Below are 21,539 nucleotides of genomic sequence, written 5' to 3' on the forward strand. Positions count from 1 at the left end.
ACGTCTATTGGCGAACCACCAGTAGTTAGCAAGCAAAAACTTTTTGACCAAAACATCTCTTTCCAAAGATTCTTTTTCACTTGTGGAAAGTCTCTTTTAATAAGTCGAGAACTTGCACTTTTATAAGCATTGATGAATTTTGTCATTTCTGTATTAGGGTGTGCCTTGAACAAAATATGAACATGGTCTACATCATGATTCCATTCAACTAATGTGATGTTATAGTTTTCAGATAGTCGAACAAACATATCTTTTGCATAGTCTGACATATCAGCATCAAACACATTTATTCTAAATTTTGCGACCAAAACAAGATGATAATACAACAATAATACGGAATGATTATTGCTATCTAACTTCATTCGTATACCAACTTTTATTCTTTATAAGACTGATTTTATCAGAGGCAAAATAAAAAGGAAAACCTTTTGGCTACGCTAAACCGAAATTCATCTCCCACCTATCGTTGGGCTACGTCCTTCACACGCTTGAGGAAGGAGAATTCTTTCGGGAAGTTCGTTAAATTTAATATAACAAATACAATCTGACAAATATATCAAAGTAGTTTGGAAATATATAAGGTATCCTAGTGTCTCATAAGAAAGGACAAAGAGATATGTAGTTGACGTTATGCTAAAATCGTCTTTAAGTTAAGTGATTTTTAATGTGAACGCTACACGTTTTTTTAGCGTTTATCTCTTTAATGTCAATACTCTGGGTTGTTTAAAGAACATAATTTATGCTAAAGCAATATATAAAATTTGATTACGGGTGTATCAATTAATAGCCACATAATAAAGTTGTATTTTTCTATATTGTACTAATTAATGAACGTTATAATAACGAATCTGACTAAATGAAGCATAGAGATTGATAATGTTATGAAGTATTTAAAGCAAAGTGGCATGACAAAAAAGTAGTTGTTAAATTAAAAACAGTTTATGTTAGTTGACTATTTTCAACGTTTGATTACGGATATATAGACATTAATGGGCGTGTTTCTTCTTGTGGTACATATATTATTAGCAATAAGAGCGATACGAATCGTCTAAAAGGCCTAGGAACTATGTGATAGCGGCCTAACAAATTAAAGAGTGGAAAATTTTCTGTGTTTAGTGTTTTGAACTTGAAACGATCTGTAAGGAAATTAGATGGCAAGTATTTTAATACAATAAGAAAAAACGGTATGAGCGCTTACAAAACGTTAAATTAACGTTTTGTAAATAATGAACGCATAGCGTTCATTAGAGATTCAGTGCATAAATATAGTAGTTTTCCTTTAAGGACATAATGTAACTTTAGAAGTAAAGATATGGCCTTTAATAATAGCGTTTATAACGCATAGGATTTAATAATAATGAATGCTGTGCTTGATGACATTTATATGAAAAAATTTAGTCTGGCAAAATGAATTAAAGAAGACTAGAAAAAGCATGGAGTTTCCTATACAGGTTTATTATGTGGTTAAGAAATTAGAGGATTAGTCAATCTTCCCTAAAAATTGACAAAGAAAATACTTAACTAATTTTAGGAAATAGGATTAACATATTTCTATTAGCGATATAGAGAGTTTTTGGAATCCATAAGAAAGGTCCAATAAGATATGTTAAGCAAAATATATTGGACAACTGAGCACTTAGTATCCTTGAGGTAATGGATACCTAAGTACAGAAGCCAAACGGTTTCTAATTCAGTAGGGCTATCCCGATAATTCCTACGGTTAGCTTCATTTCTAAGATTGAGAGCTGTGTTACGATCTCTATCATGATGTGTGCCACAATAAGGACAATCCTACTCACGAATGATTAGATTTTTAGCATCTATGTTTTTATAGTTGCAATTGGAACATAATTGACTAGAAGCAAATGTTTTAGATATTACAACTAATTGTTCACTACACCACTTTACTTTATATTTCAACATTGTTTGAAATTGTGACCAAGACATGTCACTAATCGCTTTTACAAACTTTCTATTTTTGAGTATACCACTGAATTATAAGTATTCTTTACCAATGACATGATGCTTTTTGATGATTTTAGTAGAAAGTTTATGTAATTAATCACCCCTTATAATAGCATCATGTATCACAGGCTGTTTATTCTAGTTAGGATTAGTAACACACACAAGTTGTAAAAAAACTACACTCTTCGAAATTAAACGAGAAAAAATATGTCATAGAAATTTTTTTACAAAACTACTTATTCGTGTTGTAAGGATGAGCAAAAAAAAGCGGTAACTACCGCTTTTTTTTTTGCTCAATTAGATATATTTGATAAAAAACGTATATATGATTTAATTTAGATTAAATAAACGTTGAATGAACGTTTTTTTGGTGTTATCTTGCTGTTCTTGGCGATCTTCATTTAATAGTTCAATTGCTTTATCCAGTTTTTCTTGTAATAACTGAATCTGTAGATCTTTGTCTTCTTTTTCTGAGCGTTCCTGTAATAACAATTTAATGATATCTTGGTTCTGTTGTACAATTTTATCTTGTTGCTCAAGCATGTGAGAAAATTTTTCTTGAATCATCAAAATATCAGTTTCTGAACGTTTTCTGAGCGTTACTTGAACTTCATTTTCCTCATGAACGCCATCCGTTTTCTGAGCGTTCTCTTCAGTGTTTTCCATGCTTCTTGTTGCAGCTTCTTCTAGTTTCCAGTTTTGATTTAAGTATTCTTTCATTTGCTTTAAGATATCTATATCATTCTCATAGTAAATTCGTTGATTACGCTCATTTCTTTCAAATATATATTCCATTTTTTCTAGTTCAATTGACCATCTGCGAAGTGTATTGGTGTTTATATCTAGTTGTTTTGCTACTTCTTGTGCAAAATATCCATATTCCAAACTTCACACCTCCATTATTTGTGGGTTAGATATTGATTCGTTCTTGAAAAGATCTTTCCTTTAAGAGTAGAAATTTTTATAGGCAGCCATCTAATCATTTGTACTCATATCAGTTTGTTTGTATACATACTTATATATTAAGTTAGTCTATACATCTAGCGTTAATGTTTTTTCAATAATAAACGCTATTCGTTCTAATAGCGTTTATTATTGGAAGTGAACAAGTATTTATACAACATTAATGTACGTAGGAAATTATTTTAAAACTAACTATTAATATTAGAAGTTTGTTGCTGATATAAGAATTTTACTAGATATTTGCAATAGAATCAAAGCTTTCATTAATAGAATTAGCAATTAAGTACGGTTTTTATATTACATATGCCTAAAAAGCAAATAAAAAGCTTTATTTATATGTGAACGCTATGCGTTAAAGTAGCGTTTTGTTGTTGTATAAAAGTTTGCATAGTATGTATTACTTGAATTTTAAAAGGGTGCTGATATTATTTGTTAGGTTGTGAATCTCAAATGAGGTTGTTTTTATAAATGAAAAATAATGAGGGTTATTCGGAGATTAAATGTGTTGTTTAAATATTAAATAGACATAGCTTTAAAAACTCAGTTTTAGGTTTCATGTGATTAGTATGGGCCAGATTTCTGAATAATATACATCTATAATTCGATATGAAATGTATATAGGGGAGAAGGGGCAATAGATTTAGGCATTTATTAGTGTGACGATCATACTTTGAACTAAAATATATTAAAAGAAAAAATAAATGGAAGAAAGAATTTAATATTATTTTGTTAGATTTAAAGGAATACAATGCAAGTATACAATTTTGCATATTAACTGTTAGAATGACGGACTTCCTTAAGGATAGACAATGAAAGGTTATATATTATGGGTACAATAATATACAAATCCTGCTTCAAAAAAGTAAAAAATGTAATACTATGAAATTCCATCCTGTTAATCTTAGCCTATCAAATAATTGTTAACATAAAAGATTTCCAATAAATGCTTAAAGCAATAGATAATATATTAAAGCAAAATATTATCTATGTAGTAGCAGTAGTTCAAGGAATAAAAAAATAAAATTTAATTGTATCTATTCAACTAATAGAAGTACAGTTTGTCTAATTAAATAAAAAACTAGGGAATCTTCTAGTAGATATACTAAGTCTCCCTAAAAATTAACAAAAAGAGACAAAATACTAGATTTAATAAATCATGTTTTAGAAATTAAAAATTAATAGAAACTTAAAATTGAATTTAGTTATATTTGCTGTATATTTAGAATACCTCAGTCTTAAGCGTATAACCAATATTAAATGCTATTCTGTCCTAACATTTAATTATTTAAGGTTTTTATTCAAAGGTTTGTTAGATATCAAATAGTATTCCGGCCTAACAATAAGAAAAAGTTCATAAAGCCTATTAAATCAATAGTTAATAGCAGAATTAGATACCTGTTTAATACCGTAACTTTGACGTACAAGACTAGGTATCCCTGAAGAGAAAAAACTCTTGTTTATTTTTTAAAGTTTTACAACAAATTTATAGATGAAATAGTATATATAATAATATCTAATTACTTTTAGTTTAATTAAAAGTATTTGGTGTATACAATGACGATAAAATTGTATAAATATAAGAATGATATTAAAAATTCTTACTATATTTTACTTGTTCTTTTATAAACTGCTATTTTACAAGCTCCTTTATAAAATGGATTATTAGTTATAAAATTGTTAAGAGGGGAAACAGAGAATAGATCGAAAAATCAATAAAGTGATGAACAATCTTCTATTTTTAATAAAGCAAAGTCAAGAGAGTTAAAGAGTTTATGTTTTGTGATGCTGGGAAACAAGTATAAGTATGTAAAATAAAGATATTGATTGGCAAAAGAAAACAAAGTGTAAAGGCATGAGAGGTCATCAGGAAAAGAAATTGGCAGGTTTCTTTCCTCTATGTTTTAACATATAAAAAGTTGTAGAGAAAAGGGGTGTGTAGAATGGAAGAAGGTTGTATATTGTTTTCAGCAAGGGTTTAAAGAATTTCTTATTATGATGGTCTGTTTTTGGTTCATTATGTTTCTCATGTATGGTGAGAGCCTGTTACAATAGAATGGAGTCTAAAATCAAAATACCCTTAGGTAGCTCTCATAGGTGTAAGATCTATGGGGGCTTTTTTAATACAGATTAAAATAATTTCACGTACCGTATTAATTAATAAAAAACTATAACCAATCCAAACTAGTCTACATTTGATTTTCTGTTGAATTAATCCGCTAAATGGAAAGTGTATTGTTTGTTTTGGATAGATTTCTTGCGAAATATGTACTAGAGCAGTTTTTCAATTCTAATGTGGTACGATAGTTATATATTTATTTTAACAATAAAGGGGATGGAAAAAATGAGGGACTTACAAGAAGAAAACTATGAACGACTAAAAACAGAAAAAAAGAATATTACCCTATTTTTAAAAAGTGGAGTTAGAATACCAGGAGAAATTGTTGGAACAGATCGGTTTACTGTTCTTATGATTGTTAATGGAAAACAACAATTAATTTATAAACAAGCCATATCCACAATTGCTACGTAATACTTACTGGAGTACCGCCAGCATTTCGGAAAAAAACCATGCTAAGAGCATGCAAATTTTTATACAGTTTTTTAGCTAGTCGAGTAACAAACGAGTACCCTAAAACCCAAGCCAGGATAGGTATGTATAAAATGATGCATAGAATAATAAAAAAAGAAAACGCACAAACTCAATTGTATCAAAAGTTTGTGCGTTTTCCTTGCTACCAATAATGAGACATTATGTTAACCTCATATGTATAGAATATACAATTAACTAAAAAAGCGTACAGCCAACATTTTAACGAAAATATACGCTAAGGAGTTAAATTTACGAATATCATAGATCGGCATCAATTCGCCCTAGATTTAAATGTAACGATTGGAAACGTGAAGAAAATACCGGAGAAAATACTTCGGAGACAAATCGAGAACGACATTTATAAAGAAACACTCCCGAAGGAGTGTTCATCGTTTCAGTTCAAAAAGGTAAAATCCATAGTCTGTGGAAATACCTTCATAATCCATTTGTCTAAGCATTGCAGTAATGTTACCACGATGATATGTGCCGTGATTAACCACGTGCCTAATAAGATCGTTGTAATTAGCTCGCAACACACCGAATTTAAGCGGATACTCAGATATTGTCTCTAAATCAGACTGATGGTTCAAAATAAACTCTTCATATCGAGCCGCTATTTTATCATAGTAAGCCTCAAATGCATCGAGCGTGGCATCGTTTACCTCTTCACGCGAGCTCGTCATTGCAGCATAAATGTCCTCAGGACTTTCATGGGACATTATGCTTATCCAAGTGTTATCCACAGAATAGATATGTGCTAATGCGTCGCTGATGGTAGGAAATACACTTTTTAATGGTCTACGATACAGATCATCAGGAAGTTTCTTTAAATGATCAAAAACTCTTTTATTAGCCCAAACATGGTAACGAAATAGATCAAGCGTATCGTTCATTATATCTCTCCTAGATTCTGATGTTATTTCGAATAGTATAGTGTTCTATACATCGGAATAGATTCTTCAACTATTATACACGATTTTTTTCGGATGAAACCTCTTGACCATCTTTCTGTCGCTAATGGTATAATCATTTCTTATAAATTTCTTTTTTAGGTAAGGTGGTTCATTTGAAGATTAGAAAAGCAAGTAAACAGGATATAGAAGGTGTAGCAAAGGTCTATGTTGATGGATGGAAAACTACGTATCGGGGATTAGTGCCAGATCAATATCTCGATAAATTGTCATACGAAGAGGCTGAAAAACGCTGGAATCAGTTTTTGGATAAAGAGAATGATTCGTTTATATATGTTGCCATGAATGATAAAGGAAAAATTGTAGGCTTTGCATCAGGAAGAAGCATTGAGGAGAAACATTTTACTGGTGAATTATATGCACTATATCTTTTACAGGATTGTAGAGGTTTCGGTGTAGGCAGACAGCTTCTTTCAGCTGTTGCTCGGCACTTTAAGGAAAGCGGTATACATTCTATGTTGGTATGGGTCATGGAGCAAAATAAGTCTGGACTTGGTTTTTATAAACGAATGAGTGGAAAGGAATATATTCGCAGAACCAGTACGTTTGGAGAAACAGTAGTAGACGATGTAGCATATGGTTGGAATGACATTTCGGTGTTGTACGATACAGAACTAAATAAAACAAATTGACTTCCAATAACGATAATTATGTAAATAAGCTGTCCATATGGACAGCTTATTGTGTTTTTTGCTTAGCATTTTTTTTCTGAAATGCTAGCGGTACCCCATCGCTAGCAACCTAAGCTTCTTAATTACCCCCATAATGAAAATTTTATATCTTTGCCAATTGTATTTCTCTAAACTTGAAGGACAAGTTTTATTATCATTATGACAAGTTAACTTGTCATAATGATAATAAAACTGTACAATAAATATATAATTAATAAGGGGTGGTTACAAATCATGCAAAAAGAAGAGATATTAAGAAAATACAAAAAAATGGGGAGAGATGAACGTAAAGAACTTATAGAATTAGATTCATCTAGTTACGGCTTAATAGCTGTACTTGTTTTAGTCCTATTTTTCGGTTCTTGGAAATTGATGCATGGTATTAAAAGTTACGAATTAATTTCAATTTTTTCTGGTTATATAGCTAGTACAAGCTTTTATAAGTTTAGAAAGTTAAAAGAACAAAAATTTCTTATTGCAAGCATTTTAGCAATAATGAGTACAATTGCAAGTGCCATAGTTTTCTTTCTGGAGGGATGATAATTGAAAGATGAATTAGTACTGCAAAATCGTTTGAAAGTAGCAAGAGCTGAGAAAAAAATATCACAGGGAGAATTAGCTGAAATGGTAGGAGTATCTAGGCAAACAATTAGTTCTATTGAAACAGGACAATTTTGTCCAACTGCAAAGTTAGCATTAGTACTCTGTATAGCGCTAGATAAAAAATTTGAAGAATTATTTTATTTTTGATTAATTGGTGTAATAGAGATCAAAACAAAGCTCTTTCAATCTAGTTTTTTTATACATAAAACAAAAAAATAGGCTATCCTTTCTGTAGAATCAGAGGAAAGGATGGCTTTTTTTCTATCTAAAATGTAGGAGAAGCATCGTTTTTATCTTATAAATGTAAAAAGTTTTTGACATGCATTACTTAAGTAGGTAAACTGATAATGTAAAAAGTTTTTGACAAAATTAGGGGTGATGTTTATATAAATGGAGAACGTAATTCGGATTTTACGTAAGGAGAAAAAATTTTCCCAAGATGATTTAGCTAAATTATGTCATGTTTCAAGACAAACGATTAATGCGATAGAAAATAATAAATATGATCCTACATTGGAACTTGCTTTTAGTTTGGCGAAAAATCTTGGTGTAACAGTTGATCAATTGTTTATTTATAAAAGCTAGATGAGGAGAAAAAACAAATGAAGAATGGAATTAATATCGTATTTACTAGTTTTTACATTTTGATTATGGGTTTACTTGCGCTTGAGTGGTATCAGAAGCAACAGCTCTCTATCACCACGTTATTTGTAGCTACGCTCATTTTGCAATCATTATTCATGAAGAGAATTTTAAAAGGTAAAAAAGAGAACGCTCATTTTATCGATGAAATGTTTTTACATATCAGACAGAAAAGCTTAGCAATTTGTTGTTTTATTATGTATGTATTAACTGTAGGTATTTTATTTATATCAGAAGGAACATGGAACTTTAACCATATGCATAACAAACCGTTAATTTTTTTAGTCTTTTTATATCCTATCGTTTACCAAATTAGTCATATGTTTGTTGGAAGGCGTAATTCTTAATTTGGATGCATAAACAATAAATTTATTTGTAAAGGAAAGATTAGAATGGAAATTATTTTAATAATTATTTTGGTTGGAATATTTAGCTTATTTACACGCAACTTAGCAGGAGAAGGTGGAGGTTTATCAAAGGGCGATGAACGTCAAAAAATAATATTTAAGGACGCTTCCACTACAAGTTGGCAAGTTATCCTTTTTTATGCTTTAGTACGTCTATTGGCAATCACACCATTTATAAAGCAATTATTTGTTAATGAAAAAACATCCATCCTTCTATCCAATTCTTTTTTTACAAATGGTGGAGATATCTTAGTTGTCGGTTTATTAGGATATACGATAGGGATTTTTAGTAGTTATATAAAGCGTACGCAAATTTGATAGTAGAGGTTACGAAACAGATTCATCTAGCTAACATTTTGAAGCGCCCCAAAAAGAAAATTTGGTCTTTTCATAGGTGTATATGAGATTTCAGTCCATTTTTTCGTTTTGGGGTATTTGCTTTTCTTAGGTTGATAGCGATGTGGTTCTACCCAAGTAGAAACTATTTGATAAGTACCACCATCTTCCAGTTACGGTGCGTAAGGGTCGAAGTTAATGGGTGGCTTTGCGCTATCAAGAGCTTTTTCAAATCTTCCATCTTTGATCTCAATTGTTGCAGATCCAAAGTCCGTAGTCATTAGTTTTTCTCGAATAGCTAGGCTTGGATAGCCATTCCAACCAACCATTGGTAAATGGAGCCACTGGTGATAATGGTTTTCTGGCGGCTCATCATTGCTATTAGCCAGGCGAAAAGCATGTGTCGAGCCGCCGTCCTTATGGTATACAATTTTTGGGTGGTTTCCACTGAATCTAACATCTGAGCGAGGGTTAGTGTACCATTTACCATGTGCTGAATAAGTTGCATATTGAACCAGACCATCTTTAACCCAAACTATTGTGTGTTCCCAGTCATGTCGATGTCCAATCGCAGCAGGGCCCAAAGTTGCTTGATCTTTCTCAAAGTAACTCGCATACATAATAGCAGTCCAACCATTATTTGATTTGGCCCGAGAATAAGTGTTTGAATTTTCCAGTTGGCGAAGATCTCTACAGTGACCGTTCACGTCACCGCCCAATTTTAGGCCAGGATTAGTCATGCCATCTGGAGAAATTGCTGCAGTCGCATAACACCCGTCTTTGTCGTAGTCATACACAGGAGCATAATCTAACTCTATATTTGACGCATTTTGTGGAAGTGCCTTGATTACATCCCCATATGCTTTTGAGGTAGAAAGAAAACTCTTATCAAATTGTCCACCTAAGTTGAATGCAAATGTACTCAATACTATTAACGCGGTCATTACTATTTTTGATATTAATTTCATATTACCCCTCCTAGTTATATTAATAAAAATAATTACTAAAAACATTTTTTTAAGTAGCGTAGATTATAATTTCCAGCTCTGATAATCCTTTCAACACATAAATATAGTTTTTTTGAGAATTTAGCTCTTAACATACATCGTAAAGGTCAACTTGTGTCTAAACGTAAAAATCCTCAAAATAGCGTGGTGACCCCTAAATATATCTCATAAAGTTTATTTTATCTCATTTACATATTTTGTTTATTGAGAAATATAATTCAAATCAGTGTTTTATTCAGAAATAGATAAAGCATTCTTTCGAAGGCCTTCTACTATTCTAATTTTAATTTAAGAGTTCTCTTTTGCTTAAATATGATTTTTAAAAAAAATCCTTATTATAAGGATTCTGCAACATCCCAAACAATGCAATATCCATTAAGTGGATTAATTGGGCAAAAAATTATCTTTTAGGGGGTACCTTAAAGTCTTAGCTTGATAGCGATGTGGTGGGACCCCAAGAAGAAACCCCGGTTTATAAACCGGGGTTCTTATACATAAAAAAGGGAGTTGACGCCTAATCGTAATTCTACTTGTTCGAGTCGTCTATTCAGATGTGGTGACTGTCTTGATAACTGGGTTTGTATAAATAGCTGGTATATATTCTACTTGTTCCGAAATGGTTGCCCTTGTTTTATTGTCAACAAATTGAGTCTTTACGACATAATTATTTGATGCTATATCCGCTATAAATGACCCTGTTCCATTAAAACGAACTGTTTTATTGTCAGGAAGAGCGCGAATCGTATTTGACACACATTGACTACAACTTTTACAACAGGTTTGAACTAATTCCACGAAAGGATATAGATCAAAATAGTTGTACGTAAGTGGGTCGTTCGGATCATAGTGTTTGGCGTGTTGATTCCTGAATCTCCCAAATAAATCAACTTCGACTGGAACATTATAATTGGCATAATATCCTTTGTTTAATGTAATTGTTACAATCGCAGTAGTATAGGGTGGAACTTGTGTCGTGAATGATGGAGATGTTACAGACTGAGTTTTCGTAACTGTGTTTGATTCTGTATTAGTAAAATTATATTCTGCACCTACTTCCAGATCAAATCCTCTTTCTTTATCCGTAATCTTGACTTTATAACTTGATTTACGCGAAATACTAGCTTTTGGATTTATTTTACATCCGTTTGTTGTTGTGTTTGTCGTGCTGGTAGTCACTGTATCGGTATAGGTGGGAGTTACATATGCTTGTTGTAAAGATGATTCATTTTGATATGTATGTTGCTCAGCAATAATCGGAGTTTGTAGAACAACGTCTTCGATTTGTTCATAAACATCTGTCCCTCCTGCGACTAAATTGGATGTCTCTACCTTCCAAACACCAGCGTTATTTGGTCGCCGTTCACATGTGGAGTAGAAAGTATTACCGGCGTTACAAGGGCTAGGTATTTGGGCAGAAGTTGGGGTAGGAACATAACTTTGATCGAACTTCCAAGAACCTAGTGGAGCGTACCCCTCAAATCTAGCAAATAAACCGATAGGACCGTGTAATACATTATCTACATTATGATCTAAGTAATCATCCAAATCGAATAACGTGAAGGATGTTGGATTTACTTCATTTGTATTATAAGAATCTTTCATGTTTACTGCCTCCTTTTATTGATTTTTATTTTGGTGCTATTTAGTACTTGTATCACTACTTTCTTTCTAGAAAAAAGGCTTATGTAGTACATTTTTTTGAGTGGCTCAAAAAGTAAAGAATCGTTGCCGTACCCCTTTAAAATCTGAAACACAACATGATGACAAGTGATTTCATAATCTGGTAAACATTCGGTAGGACCACATCCATCAACTTGAATAGTTTTTCTACATTTTCCTTCTATGACAGATAGATAATCAAGGTTGTATGCAATCCCTTTTCGATTCGCACGACAATTTCTATAAAAAGGCGATAGAATTCCCTATCTTTTCATGAAAAAATAAAATTCTTCGGTCGCCCATATATAGGTATATGTAACGTTTACAAAAAAATGTGGATTTTTAAAAGATTGCGTGCAAAATATTAAATCTTTACTATGTAAAAAGTTATCTTTAGCACAAGGAGTAAACAAAATCCATATCAATGTTTTTAATGACTTTTTATTAAAATACAATTAGTAACAAAAAAAGAAACTATGTGTACTAAAAGGTACACCTTTTGAAGTTTATTAAAATCTAGCTAATTTAGTGCTTCGAAAGGTTCAAAATTGCATTTTTAAAGTGCTAAATATAATTAATGGTACCTTTTGAAATATTATAGGTTTCATTTCATTAGAAACAATTACGGCTATATAACTAAAAAATGTGATATAATATCTATTGAACATATGAATAGGATAACAACTACCTGCTGTTGGCAAGTAGCAATTTATCTAATGAGAAGATCACTTGTTTCCAAGACAAGTGATCTTTTTATATACATTACCTATACTATTTTTGAAATCCATTAGATATTTTAGTTTCCTTAATTTATATTGTGTACTCATTTCCCCACTCCTTTGATTTAAATACTATATCCCGTTTTCAGCAGCATCGAGTTATAGTATCGACTCGATATATAATAAATATTGTTTAATCTAAAAGTCACTGTTATATTCACCTTTTATAAATCCTTCTTCACTAGAGTCAAATGAATATTGCTTTTCATATCCAACTGCATATTCTTCCATGTAATTTCGTTCTTAATGTGTAAAAGTATAAACGTGGACATTTACACTTTTACACAAGTTCACAAAAATAATACAACAATAAATTTTTATATTGTAATATAATTAAATAGAATTCGTTATTTACAAACAGGAGGGATTTCATTGGAAGGATTTGATGATGAGCTACGCCAAATTGATATGGATCAAAAAGAAGCAATACTAGTTGTAAGGGCTTACAAAAGATATTTAGCAAAAACAGATGAAGATAGGGAATATGGAACAGAAGTTATTGAACGTATTAGCAATAGTGATACTACTCGTGAGGATGCGGATTTTATTATAAGATGTACGGAAGTTATTGATAATCTTATCGATAAAGTTGTCGAGGAGAAAATAGCAAATAAAAGCTAATCTACTACTATAGGATAACCCTCCTAAAAAACATCTAGCATATAGACTACGGATTATCTCTAAATGAGCTTGTTGCTTTACGAATGAAACATTTGCATTTTTAGAACTATACATTATCTATTCCTGAACTAGTGACCCAATATATCACAGCGATAATTCACTCTTTGTTTTTTGCCACTTTAGGTTCGGAACCTATCTTTGGAGTTATGATGAAGATGTACCAAGATTTCTCACGAAAATCTCTATTCAAAAAAATGATTAGTTTGGAGATAAAGCAAGCAAATTTGAGGAAAGGGATCTCTGCATAACATTTTCGAAATACTTTTATTTTAAAGATGATCCAGAAGCAATGCACAGCTGAACATGTTGTGAAGCAATTAGGATTTAAAACTCACATATAATTTTTTAGTAGAAAAGGAATAAAAAAACTAGTTTGTTAGACAAATCGCTTTTTTTTACACTTCTTTCTTTTTGGTAAGTCAGGAGACTTCTTCATTGTGTCAATAGCATGCATGAGCGTGAAATATGGATGTTTTAAAATCATTTTCGGTCCGCTCTTTTTCATAACTTCCTTAACTAAACCTTTCATATCTGGTTTATAACAATGAATTTTGCAATTTTGACATGCTGGTTTCTTTTCTTGAAATGGACATTTTGATAAACGAAAATAAGCATAATCTTTTAATTTTTGACATTCTTCACATAGAGTATTTTGTTTGTGTTCGTTTTTACAATACATATCAATCATAATGCTAATTGTTTTCTCTTCACGTTCAATTCGATTCATAAATTGGCGCCTCCTGTATCAAAGTCTCTCTGCTTTGATTGTAAAACTTTTTAGAGAGTTTACTTGAATTTTTAATGACAGTTTTTCTAATGTTTATCTCTTTCCTAAGACTTAAATATGGTTTCTTCTTTTTCTTGGGGGCTTCGGGTACCTAAACGACTCGAACAGCAAGAGTTCACTTGATTTTTCGACGTTATTAATTGATTCTATTGGAAGGTGAGGAGTATTTGAATTTTACTGCTATATCAAATAATTCAGCCTTAGAGCACGTAATCAGCGTTTTGTTTTAGGACCACTATACAATTTTTAAATTAATGAATATGTGGTGGTACCGCTTTTTATAAAATTGGATTTTTAGCGGAATGAATGTTAAGTTAACTTTACATTTTGTTAATTATGGTATACATTGAAGGTAAGAGGTGGTGAACTTGACTATTTTTAACAAAGTAAAGGAAATTAGAGCTCGTTTTAATTTCACACAAAGTGTATTAGCTGAAAAAGTTGGAGTGACGAGGCAAACGATCGCAGCAATTGAAAAAGGGGATTACGTCCCTTCATTATTACTAGCATTGTCAATTTGTGATGTGTTTGATTTGAAGATGGAAGAAGTGTTTGTATTAAATAAGGAGGAAGAAGAGGATGAATAGATTGATGATTTCTTATGTGATTAATGTACTTATTATGGCATTAGCATGTTGGGTATTCATTGAACTTTATTACGGCATTATAGAACTTGCCAATATTATTGAAGCTAAGAAAGTAGCCTTTGAAGTATCATTAAATATTACACCAGTCTTATTCTTATTAGTTATAGGTATTGTAATAACAATTTTTTATAAAATACAGCGGAAGAAATATAACGCCCTTTCATATCTGATGTATCCACTATTGTTTCCCCTAGAAGACGAACGTGAAAAGTTAATTACTGAAAGAGCTTGTCGTACAGCATTTGTTTCAGTATGGTATGTGTTAATCATCGCAATTGGATTTTTAGTGCTTTCTCCTATTTTTAATATGTATATTCCAGGATATCCCTTATACATTGTATTTAGTGTTTTCTTTATTCAAATGACAGTTTTCTATTTATCTTTATACCGAAATAAAATAATGTAAAGTGAGACCCTCTTGTAAAAGCAAGAGGGTTCCTTTATATGCATGATTTATAGTGATTCCCTTAATAATTTTCTATTTTCTAACATATCATTTAATAGAATCTGTCCCATCATCATTGCAAAGTTATCCCTGGTCTTTGTATAGTAGTCATTAAGTTTTAACAGATAGTCTTTCCTGGGGACATAGGTGATTACAAGTCCACGGTTTATTTTTTTAGGAAAAGGAATATATATTCTTAACATCCTGGTTTGTAGTGTTAGAATTTTTAAATACTAAATCATTTAGATTACTAAAAAATACTTTTCCATTAGAGATAGGTTGAATTTTTTTAGCTATGTGAACACCATTATTATTTTTATTTGAATCTATTCCCCATATAATTACACCACCAGAAGCATGAGAAAAAAACGATATAGCTTTTTCGTAATTCTTTTTATCATCTATTGAAAGGGTACTAGTTGTACAATTTTTTTTGCATTGAAATGTAAGGAATATATTCTCTTCTTGCTGTGCAATGATCATTTTTTGAATGTATGAAAATCCTTCTTGTTCAAACTTTATAAAAATTTTCTTCGCATTCACCAAATTAAATATTATCCTTTTCTATTTGTAATAAAATATTTAAAAGAGTAATTCAAAACAAGTAAATTTGTATATAAAATATATTTTTTAAAATTCTAATGCATTTGATTTGTTTTTGATTGTATTAATATCCTGGCCTTGCTGGGAGAGCTGAGCGCATTCATGAAAAGCAAAATGCTTACACCCTTCACATTTTGCTGTATTCAAATGTCTTAAAGCACAGTTAATTGCGTCTCCTGTATGATCAAAAAAATTCTCTTTTCCAATCTCAGCGTATAATCCATTTTTAGTTAGTGTTGTTTTCAACTCTGATTGTGTCCCCGAAATAAGAAGTACGCCACCTTGGTTTTTAAAATGTTGAACAATATTTCTAAAGTAGGATTCGCCTGTTGTATCAATAAAAGGAACCTTGCCCATACGTAATATTAATATTTTAGGGTTATAATGAATCGTTGCTAAAATGTTTTGTTCAAAAGTTTGTGCAGCTCCAAAAAATAATGGCCCTTCTATTGTATAAATACTAATTTGCGGACAATCATGAGCTTTATTTACCACATGCGGTAATAATTTTTCATTCTTTGTTGTATGATCAGGAAGAACTTTTGACATGACAAGCATATTACTCATACGTTTTGTAAATAAAATAATAGCTAAAATAAGACCGATTTCCACAGCTGTTGTCAAACTGGTAAATACAGTGAGGAAAAAAGTTACCAATAATACAAGAGAATCCCCTGTCTTCATTTTAAGTATATGAGCAAAATGCTTTTGCTCACTCATGTTCCAAGCTACAACCATTAAAATAGGAGCCATGGTAGCAAGTGGGATGTGCGAAGCGTATGGAGCTAGCAGTAGAAGTGTAAATAACACAAAAAATCCGTGAATCACACCGGACATGGGTGAAACAGCTCCACTTTTAATATTAGTTGCTGTGCGCGCAATAGCTCCAGTTGCCGGAATTCCTCCAAATAACGGAGTAACAATATTAGCAATTCCTTGACCAATAAGCTCTTTATTACTGTTATGTTTACTATTTGTCATACCATCTGCAACAACAGCAGATAAAAGAGACTCAATGCCCCCCAACATAGCAATAACAAATGCAGGGCCAATTAAATGTTGGATACGTTCTACTGTAATCTCAGGTATATTGAATTGCGGTAGTGCATTTGGAATCGTACCATATGCTGTACCAATAGTAGGCACATGACCTGAGAAAAATATAGTTGCAATTACAGTTGAAATCACAATACCTACTAATGAACCGGGTAGTTTTGGCAAAATTTTGGGTGTTATGAGTATAATGAAAAAGCAAATCAGAGCAGTCACTACACTATAAAAATTAGTGGTACCGATATGAGTACTGATTTCTTTCAAGTTTGCTATAAAAGCCTCATGTTTTTTTATGCCTGTTAAACCTAAAAAACTAGCAATTTGCCCAGTGAATATAATAACAGCAATACCTGACGTAAAACCAATTGTTACAGGACGTGGGATGAACTTAATCAGCGAACCTAATTTGAAAATCCCCATAAGGCATAAGATAATTCCAGCAAGTAAACCAGCAAGTAGTAAATCTTCATACCCATAAGTAATGACAATTCCTAAAAGTATGGGAACAAAAGCACCTGTAGGTCCTCCAATTTGATACCTTGAACCACCAAATAGAGAAATAAGTATTCCTGCAATACATGTTGTATATATTCCATACTCTGGTTTTACACCAGAAGCTATAGCAAAAGACATAGCAAGAGGAATCGCAACAACTCCAACAATCAGTCCTGAAAGAAGATCTTTTTGAAAATGCTCTAATGAATATCCTTTAAACCTTCCCGTAAATAAACCTCTCATTACAAACCCTTCTTTTCTATTTTTAATAAACCCGGATTACAAATATGTTTCGCATTCGCTTATACAGGAGAATTTAATTTTTATAAAAGAGAACGACATCCTAATACTTACTATAAGTTTTGCTTAAATGGCGTTCTAATTTCCCTATATCTCCACCTTGTTGTACATGGAATTGTAATTTTTCCGCTAGAAGTTCTCCAGCCCGACTATCTAGCTTTTTCGTATCAATAAACGATGTGACTTTTACTTTATCTGGGGTAATATCTCTACGAAACATCTGTCCTGGAATATCAGCCCAAAAACTATTCCATTCTTCTAATAATCCTACTTGATCAAACAAAAAGTTCTGAATGCCGCATAACCATGCTGTACAAGCTGTATTCCTTTTTTGACATCCAATACCATCTTGTAAATGTTGACATGAAAAGCAACAAGAATATCCACTTTTAATGCAAACATTACAAACGTGATGAGCTCCTATAGAGTGAAATATCTCAATTCCATGTTGGATGATATCTTCTCTTTTAGCCTCATTGCTCAATTTATTCCTCCTTTACCATTTCGCTTTCTGCTTCATCTAGCTCTTCTAACATAGAAATTGTATCAATTAAATGATTGTTAAAAATTTTCCGCGCAACCACCAATAAATTCATAATCATAGGATCTCGAAGGGAGTATAATACTCGTTTTCCATCTTTAGTGCCAACAACAATATTTTTCGCTCGTAATACACTTAATTGTTGAGAAACTGCAGAACCTTCTTTTTTAAGAATGCTTTGAATTTCATTTACACTTTTTTCCCCTTCTGATAGAACTTCCAAAATCCCTATTCGTAAAGGATGCGATAAAGCTTTAAAGAAATCTGCTTTAAATTGTTGCATTTCAGTTCCCATTAAAACACCTCTAGTATTTATTTACATTTAACATTTCAGAAGTATTCTATACATCTTCAAATGTTTGAATATGTATAGAATACTTCTAAAGCCAAGAATTATCAATACAAATTTAGAAACTTAACATAGGTAAATAAAAGTTTTTTGGTTGAAATTACGATACTTTCTTTCGTACACAAAAATCCTATGTATCCTAGACTATACTTCTAGAGAAACCTTATACCGACAGGTTCAAAGGCGATTGAATACGGGAGAAATAAATAATGCATTTACATGAATAGACTCAAATAACGAAAAAACATTAAAGAAAAGAGGATTTAAAGATCTATAAGAACGGAATATTTATTCAAGTAAAGGTGAGCTGTAAAAAAATGTAACAATCTAGTTGTAGTATGACGAATAATGAAAAGAACCCGTTAGTAAAAAACGGATTCTTTCCACTAGGTGTGCAAGAAATTCAAGGTGACTCTGATAAAATCACTTGTATTTTTTTAGTGCACGCACAAGTTTGAACAAAATATTTATTTGAACCTAAAAAGGATTTATTCAAGATAAAGATGCTTTTTGAAAAAGTAGGTGAACGCCTAAAGGGAATTATTGAAAGACAAATTAATTTTGATGGGTTACTTGAAGAGTCGAGGGCAATTGTTATACACATTGATAAATAGTTGGTTACTTATATATTTTCTGAATTAGTAATTATAGAAATTAAAGAAGATGTATAAACTTCATATCCCTTATTCAGATTCACTATATTTGATAGATTACCTGTATTCGTAAAAGAAATATTAAATACAAAAAGGTATTAATACTATAAAAATACAATATATAAATTCAAGGTGTGTAAATCCATAAAAAGGCGATAATTTAATATGTTTACAAAAACTAGTAGAAATTAATATTAATGTTTTGTTTGTTGATGTGTATAAATAGAATTAATATTAAGAATATTCAATGTTAATAATATCAATTTACTATAGTTTACAATTATGTAAAACTATAACCAAGGTGGACTGTTCTTTAAAACTTATCACTAATAAAGATTTAAAGAAATTTTTGTTTCATTTGCCATCAAGAAGGAATGGATATTTACATATAAAAAATGTATACCAATTTGATGTTACGTAAGTAGTTTGAGTAAACAGCTAATTTAATTTGGATTGTAAATAATTAATTAAAAGTTGTGATAGAAGGGATAAGGAATAGAAGTATTAATGGCTTTCTTAAAAGAATTATCTGAAATACTAGTAGGAATTGCAGATAACGCAGTAGGATGTGAAAATTTATCAAACAAAATGAGGTGAATGAAACATGAAAGAAGTTGCGAAAAAAGCACAAATGATACGATTACAGAGGGAGGAGCATTGTAATCGTCAAGGAGATACAGAAGAGTATAATGCCGAGCAGGGGAATCTAGAAAGAAAGTGTATCAAGCTAGACAAAAAATCAGTTAAAAATCGATCGACAGAAGAAAAATGGGATGAAAGATGTAAACAAGCAGTTCAATTATTTAATCAAGGGACTGAATATCCAGATATTGCGAAAATAGTAGGGTGCAAAGTGAGTAGTTTGTATAGAGAGCTGAAGAAACGTGGAGTATTAGAAATGCCAAAGCAAGCAGCACCCTCTAAAACATTAAGGTCACCCATAATACCAGCAAAAACAAAAAAATCGAGGTTTGAACGATATAAAGAGTATTATATGTATAAATAGAAGGATTAAAGGCTATATAGTTGTTTATCTAAAAATAGCTGCATCTAAGATTCTCTATTTTTCGATTTATCACAAAGTACACTTTTAGACATTACATTTAAAATTCTTATCAACTTAGCTTTGGGGGATTAGTACAGATACCAAAATATTAAAAACATACATTTGAATAAATATTAAGGGATTTTTGAGCACTTGATCCTTAATGTCCGCTAATATTTAGTGCTACACACTCTTCTAAAGTGTATTAATCAAGCTGTACGCCACATATAATTAATGGTCGTAATATATAGGTATATATATGATTTCTGTAAATGGAGGAGATATATAATGTTAACTGAATTACAAAAAAATTTTTTCTCAAAATTAAAAATTCCACCAAGAGAAAATGTGAAATTTGAAGATTTACATACAATTCTTTTACAGATGGGGCACTTATTACCTTATGAAAACATAGACATTATGGAAGGAAATACGAAAAAATTTTCTAGAGAAAACATTGAAGAAAAGTTACTTTTAAAGAAGCGTGGCGGATTATGCTATGAAATTAATTCTTTATTATATTATTTTTTGTGTGATTGTGGATTTAATGTGTATCGAATAGCTGGAACTCTTTATGATCCAAAAACAAGAAAGTGGAACCCTGATGATGGCCACGCACTTATCGTTTTACAACATCAAAACTATATAATAGATGCGGGTTTCGCATCCTATCTTCCTTTATATCCTGTACCTTTTAATGGTGCCAGCGTGACTTCTGTAACGGGCGAATATCGTGTTCGTAAACAAAATACGGAGAAAGGAACCCATGTATTAGAAATGAAAAAAGGAAAAAATGGAGAAACTTCACATTTTTTTGATTCGGATCTTAGTGATACCTGGTCTATCGGTTATGCTTTTTATTTAAATGCAATTAATGAAAAGAAAGTAAATGCTATACAAAACATGGTTATAGAGCATCCAGAATCGCCAGTAAATAAGGGGGAATATTATTTGCAAATTAATTGAACACGGGCATATTGCACTTACTAAGCAAAGTTTTACAGAAACCCGGCATGGAAAGAAAACTAAAAAAGAAATAACAGAGAAACAATATCATCAAATACTTAAAAATGAATTCAATATTTATTAGACAAATAAGATATAGAAACTAAACTATAAGATTTTTAACTCATTACGCCCTCATTTTTAGAAAAATGGGTTTTTTTTATTAATAAGTGCTTAAAAAGTTATGAAATGTTTTTATTTTTATGAATTTTTTCTATTGTTAATAGGATGAATTTGGCGATATGTAATTTAAATTTATAATAAGATACTACAATTGCCTATTAAATAACAGTGAAAGTAAAATTAAATATATCCATTTCATTAAGATAGTACTACATTCAT

19 protein-coding genes and 5 pseudogenes are annotated in these 21,539 nt (G+C 31.2%); 13 read left to right on the forward strand and 11 right to left on the reverse strand.

The window, feature by feature from the left end; translation table 11 throughout:
• From tnpA to DN400_RS21935, 3 genes and pseudogenes are all read right to left on the reverse strand, one after another.
• Positions 1-362, reverse strand: a 362-nt coding sequence (gene tnpA, locus DN400_RS21925; protein WP_147801927.1) for an IS200/IS605 family transposase, incomplete at its 3' end; no start/stop codon positions are given.
• Positions 363-1,716: 1,354 nt separating this feature from the next.
• Positions 1,717-2,058 (reverse strand): annotated as a pseudogene (locus DN400_RS21930) (RNA-guided endonuclease TnpB family protein); the annotation flags it as partial.
• A 237-nt stretch (positions 2,059-2,295) separates the two neighbouring features.
• Positions 2,296-2,850, reverse strand: a complete 555-nt coding sequence (locus DN400_RS21935; RefSeq protein ID WP_000455688.1) for a MerR family transcriptional regulator — start codon at positions 2,848-2,850, stop codon at positions 2,296-2,298.
• Between the two features lie 2,419 nt (positions 2,851-5,269).
• On the opposite strand from DN400_RS21935, the gene hfq reads away from it, so the two are divergent.
• On the forward strand, positions 5,270-5,458 hold the full coding sequence (gene hfq, locus DN400_RS21940; protein WP_147801928.1) for an RNA chaperone Hfq: 189 nt from the start codon (positions 5,270-5,272) through the stop codon (positions 5,456-5,458).
• Between the two features lie 446 nt (positions 5,459-5,904).
• Here the strand turns inward: hfq and DN400_RS21945 are convergent, their stop codons facing one another.
• Positions 5,905-6,411: a DinB family protein gene (locus DN400_RS21945; RefSeq protein ID WP_001000186.1), complete on the reverse strand. Its 507-nt coding sequence runs from the start codon at positions 6,409-6,411 to the stop codon at positions 5,905-5,907.
• Between the two features lie 164 nt (positions 6,412-6,575).
• On the opposite strand from DN400_RS21945, the gene DN400_RS21950 reads away from it, so the two are divergent.
• The 6 genes from DN400_RS21950 to DN400_RS21975 all read left to right on the forward strand — a co-directional run bounded on the left by DN400_RS21950 (position 6,576) and on the right by DN400_RS21975 (position 9,130).
• Positions 6,576-7,121 carry a GNAT family N-acetyltransferase gene (locus DN400_RS21950; protein ID WP_255477993.1) on the forward strand — a complete coding sequence of 182 codons (546 nt, stop codon included), beginning with the start codon at positions 6,576-6,578 and terminating at the stop codon, positions 7,119-7,121.
• A 273-nt stretch (positions 7,122-7,394) separates the two neighbouring features.
• Entirely contained in the window at positions 7,395-7,700 is a 306-nt protein-coding gene (locus DN400_RS21955; protein ID WP_001168333.1) for a DUF6442 family protein, read from the forward strand.
• A gap of 3 nt (positions 7,701-7,703) precedes the next feature.
• Positions 7,704-7,910: a helix-turn-helix transcriptional regulator gene (locus tag DN400_RS21960; protein ID WP_000651002.1), complete on the forward strand. Its 207-nt coding sequence runs from the start codon at positions 7,704-7,706 to the stop codon at positions 7,908-7,910.
• Positions 7,911-8,153: 243 nt separating this feature from the next.
• Positions 8,154-8,348, forward strand: a complete 195-nt coding sequence (locus DN400_RS21965) for a helix-turn-helix transcriptional regulator (protein WP_087996227.1) — start codon at positions 8,154-8,156, stop codon at positions 8,346-8,348.
• 17 nt (positions 8,349-8,365) lie between these two features.
• Positions 8,366-8,752 carry a hypothetical protein gene (locus DN400_RS21970; RefSeq protein ID WP_147801930.1) on the forward strand — a complete coding sequence of 129 codons (387 nt, stop codon included), beginning with the start codon at positions 8,366-8,368 and terminating at the stop codon, positions 8,750-8,752.
• A gap of 45 nt (positions 8,753-8,797) precedes the next feature.
• Positions 8,798-9,130 (forward strand): hypothetical protein, encoded by a 333-nt coding sequence (locus tag DN400_RS21975; protein ID WP_147801931.1) that lies wholly within the window; start codon positions 8,798-8,800, stop codon positions 9,128-9,130.
• 194 nt (positions 9,131-9,324) lie between these two features.
• On the opposite strand, the pseudogene DN400_RS21980 reads toward DN400_RS21975, so the two are convergent.
• A pseudogene (locus DN400_RS21980) lies at positions 9,325-10,116 on the reverse strand (NPP1 family protein); the annotation flags it as partial.
• A gap of 582 nt (positions 10,117-10,698) precedes the next feature.
• Positions 10,699-11,757, reverse strand: a complete 1,059-nt coding sequence (locus DN400_RS21985; RefSeq protein ID WP_147801933.1) for an ETX/MTX2 family pore-forming toxin — start codon at positions 11,755-11,757, stop codon at positions 10,699-10,701.
• 1,208 nt (positions 11,758-12,965) lie between these two features.
• On the opposite strand from DN400_RS21985, the gene DN400_RS21990 reads away from it, so the two are divergent.
• On the forward strand, positions 12,966-13,214 hold the full coding sequence (locus tag DN400_RS21990; RefSeq protein WP_147801934.1) for a hypothetical protein: 249 nt from the start codon (positions 12,966-12,968) through the stop codon (positions 13,212-13,214).
• A 41-nt stretch (positions 13,215-13,255) separates the two neighbouring features.
• Positions 13,256-13,615 (forward strand): annotated as a pseudogene (locus DN400_RS29995) (integrase); the annotation flags it as partial.
• A 35-nt stretch (positions 13,616-13,650) separates the two neighbouring features.
• On the opposite strand, the gene DN400_RS22000 reads toward DN400_RS29995, so the two are convergent.
• Positions 13,651-14,001 carry a nitrous oxide-stimulated promoter family protein gene (locus DN400_RS22000; protein WP_147801935.1) on the reverse strand — a complete coding sequence of 117 codons (351 nt, stop codon included), beginning with the start codon at positions 13,999-14,001 and terminating at the stop codon, positions 13,651-13,653.
• A gap of 428 nt (positions 14,002-14,429) precedes the next feature.
• Between DN400_RS22000 and DN400_RS22005 the strand changes: the two genes are divergently transcribed.
• Together DN400_RS22005 and DN400_RS22010 are read left to right on the forward strand one after the other, a co-directional pair.
• Complete coding sequence (locus DN400_RS22005; protein ID WP_000151822.1) at positions 14,430-14,648, forward strand: helix-turn-helix transcriptional regulator; 219 nt, start codon at positions 14,430-14,432, stop codon at positions 14,646-14,648.
• A complete protein-coding gene (locus DN400_RS22010; RefSeq protein ID WP_029442955.1) occupies positions 14,641-15,114 on the forward strand; it encodes a DUF2178 domain-containing protein in 474 nt (157 codons plus the stop codon). Before DN400_RS22005 ends, DN400_RS22010 begins: the two co-directional genes overlap by 8 nt.
• 47 nt (positions 15,115-15,161) lie before the next feature.
• Here DN400_RS22010 and DN400_RS22015 read toward each other — a convergent pair.
• From DN400_RS22015 to DN400_RS22030, 4 genes and pseudogenes are all read right to left on the reverse strand, one after another.
• Positions 15,162-15,699: pseudogene (locus DN400_RS22015) on the reverse strand (hypothetical protein).
• Between the two features lie 84 nt (positions 15,700-15,783).
• The gene (locus DN400_RS22020; protein ID WP_098237119.1) at positions 15,784-17,547 is read right to left on the reverse strand and encodes a SulP family inorganic anion transporter; all 1,764 of its coding nucleotides are present in this window, start codon (positions 17,545-17,547) and stop codon (positions 15,784-15,786) included.
• Between the two features lie 100 nt (positions 17,548-17,647).
• The gene (locus DN400_RS22025; protein ID WP_147801936.1) at positions 17,648-18,088 is read right to left on the reverse strand and encodes a DNA mismatch repair protein; all 441 of its coding nucleotides are present in this window, start codon (positions 18,086-18,088) and stop codon (positions 17,648-17,650) included.
• A gap of 1 nt (position 18,089) precedes the next feature.
• Entirely contained in the window at positions 18,090-18,440 is a 351-nt protein-coding gene (locus tag DN400_RS22030) for an ArsR/SmtB family transcription factor (RefSeq protein WP_000536400.1), read from the reverse strand.
• Positions 18,441-19,751: 1,311 nt separating this feature from the next.
• Between DN400_RS22030 and DN400_RS22035 the strand changes: the two genes are divergently transcribed.
• Positions 19,752-20,153, forward strand: coding sequence for a hypothetical protein (locus tag DN400_RS22035; RefSeq protein ID WP_147801937.1), 402 nt, complete (start codon positions 19,752-19,754; stop codon positions 20,151-20,153).
• A gap of 327 nt (positions 20,154-20,480) precedes the next feature.
• Positions 20,481-21,282 (forward strand): annotated as a pseudogene (locus DN400_RS22040) (arylamine N-acetyltransferase family protein).
• The last annotated feature ends 257 nt before the right edge of the window (positions 21,283-21,539 follow it).

Origin of the sequence: Bacillus sp. AR8-1, assembly GCF_008042345.1 — a bacterium.
Taxonomy (GTDB): domain Bacteria; phylum Bacillota; class Bacilli; order Bacillales; family Bacillaceae_G; genus Bacillus_A; species Bacillus_A cereus.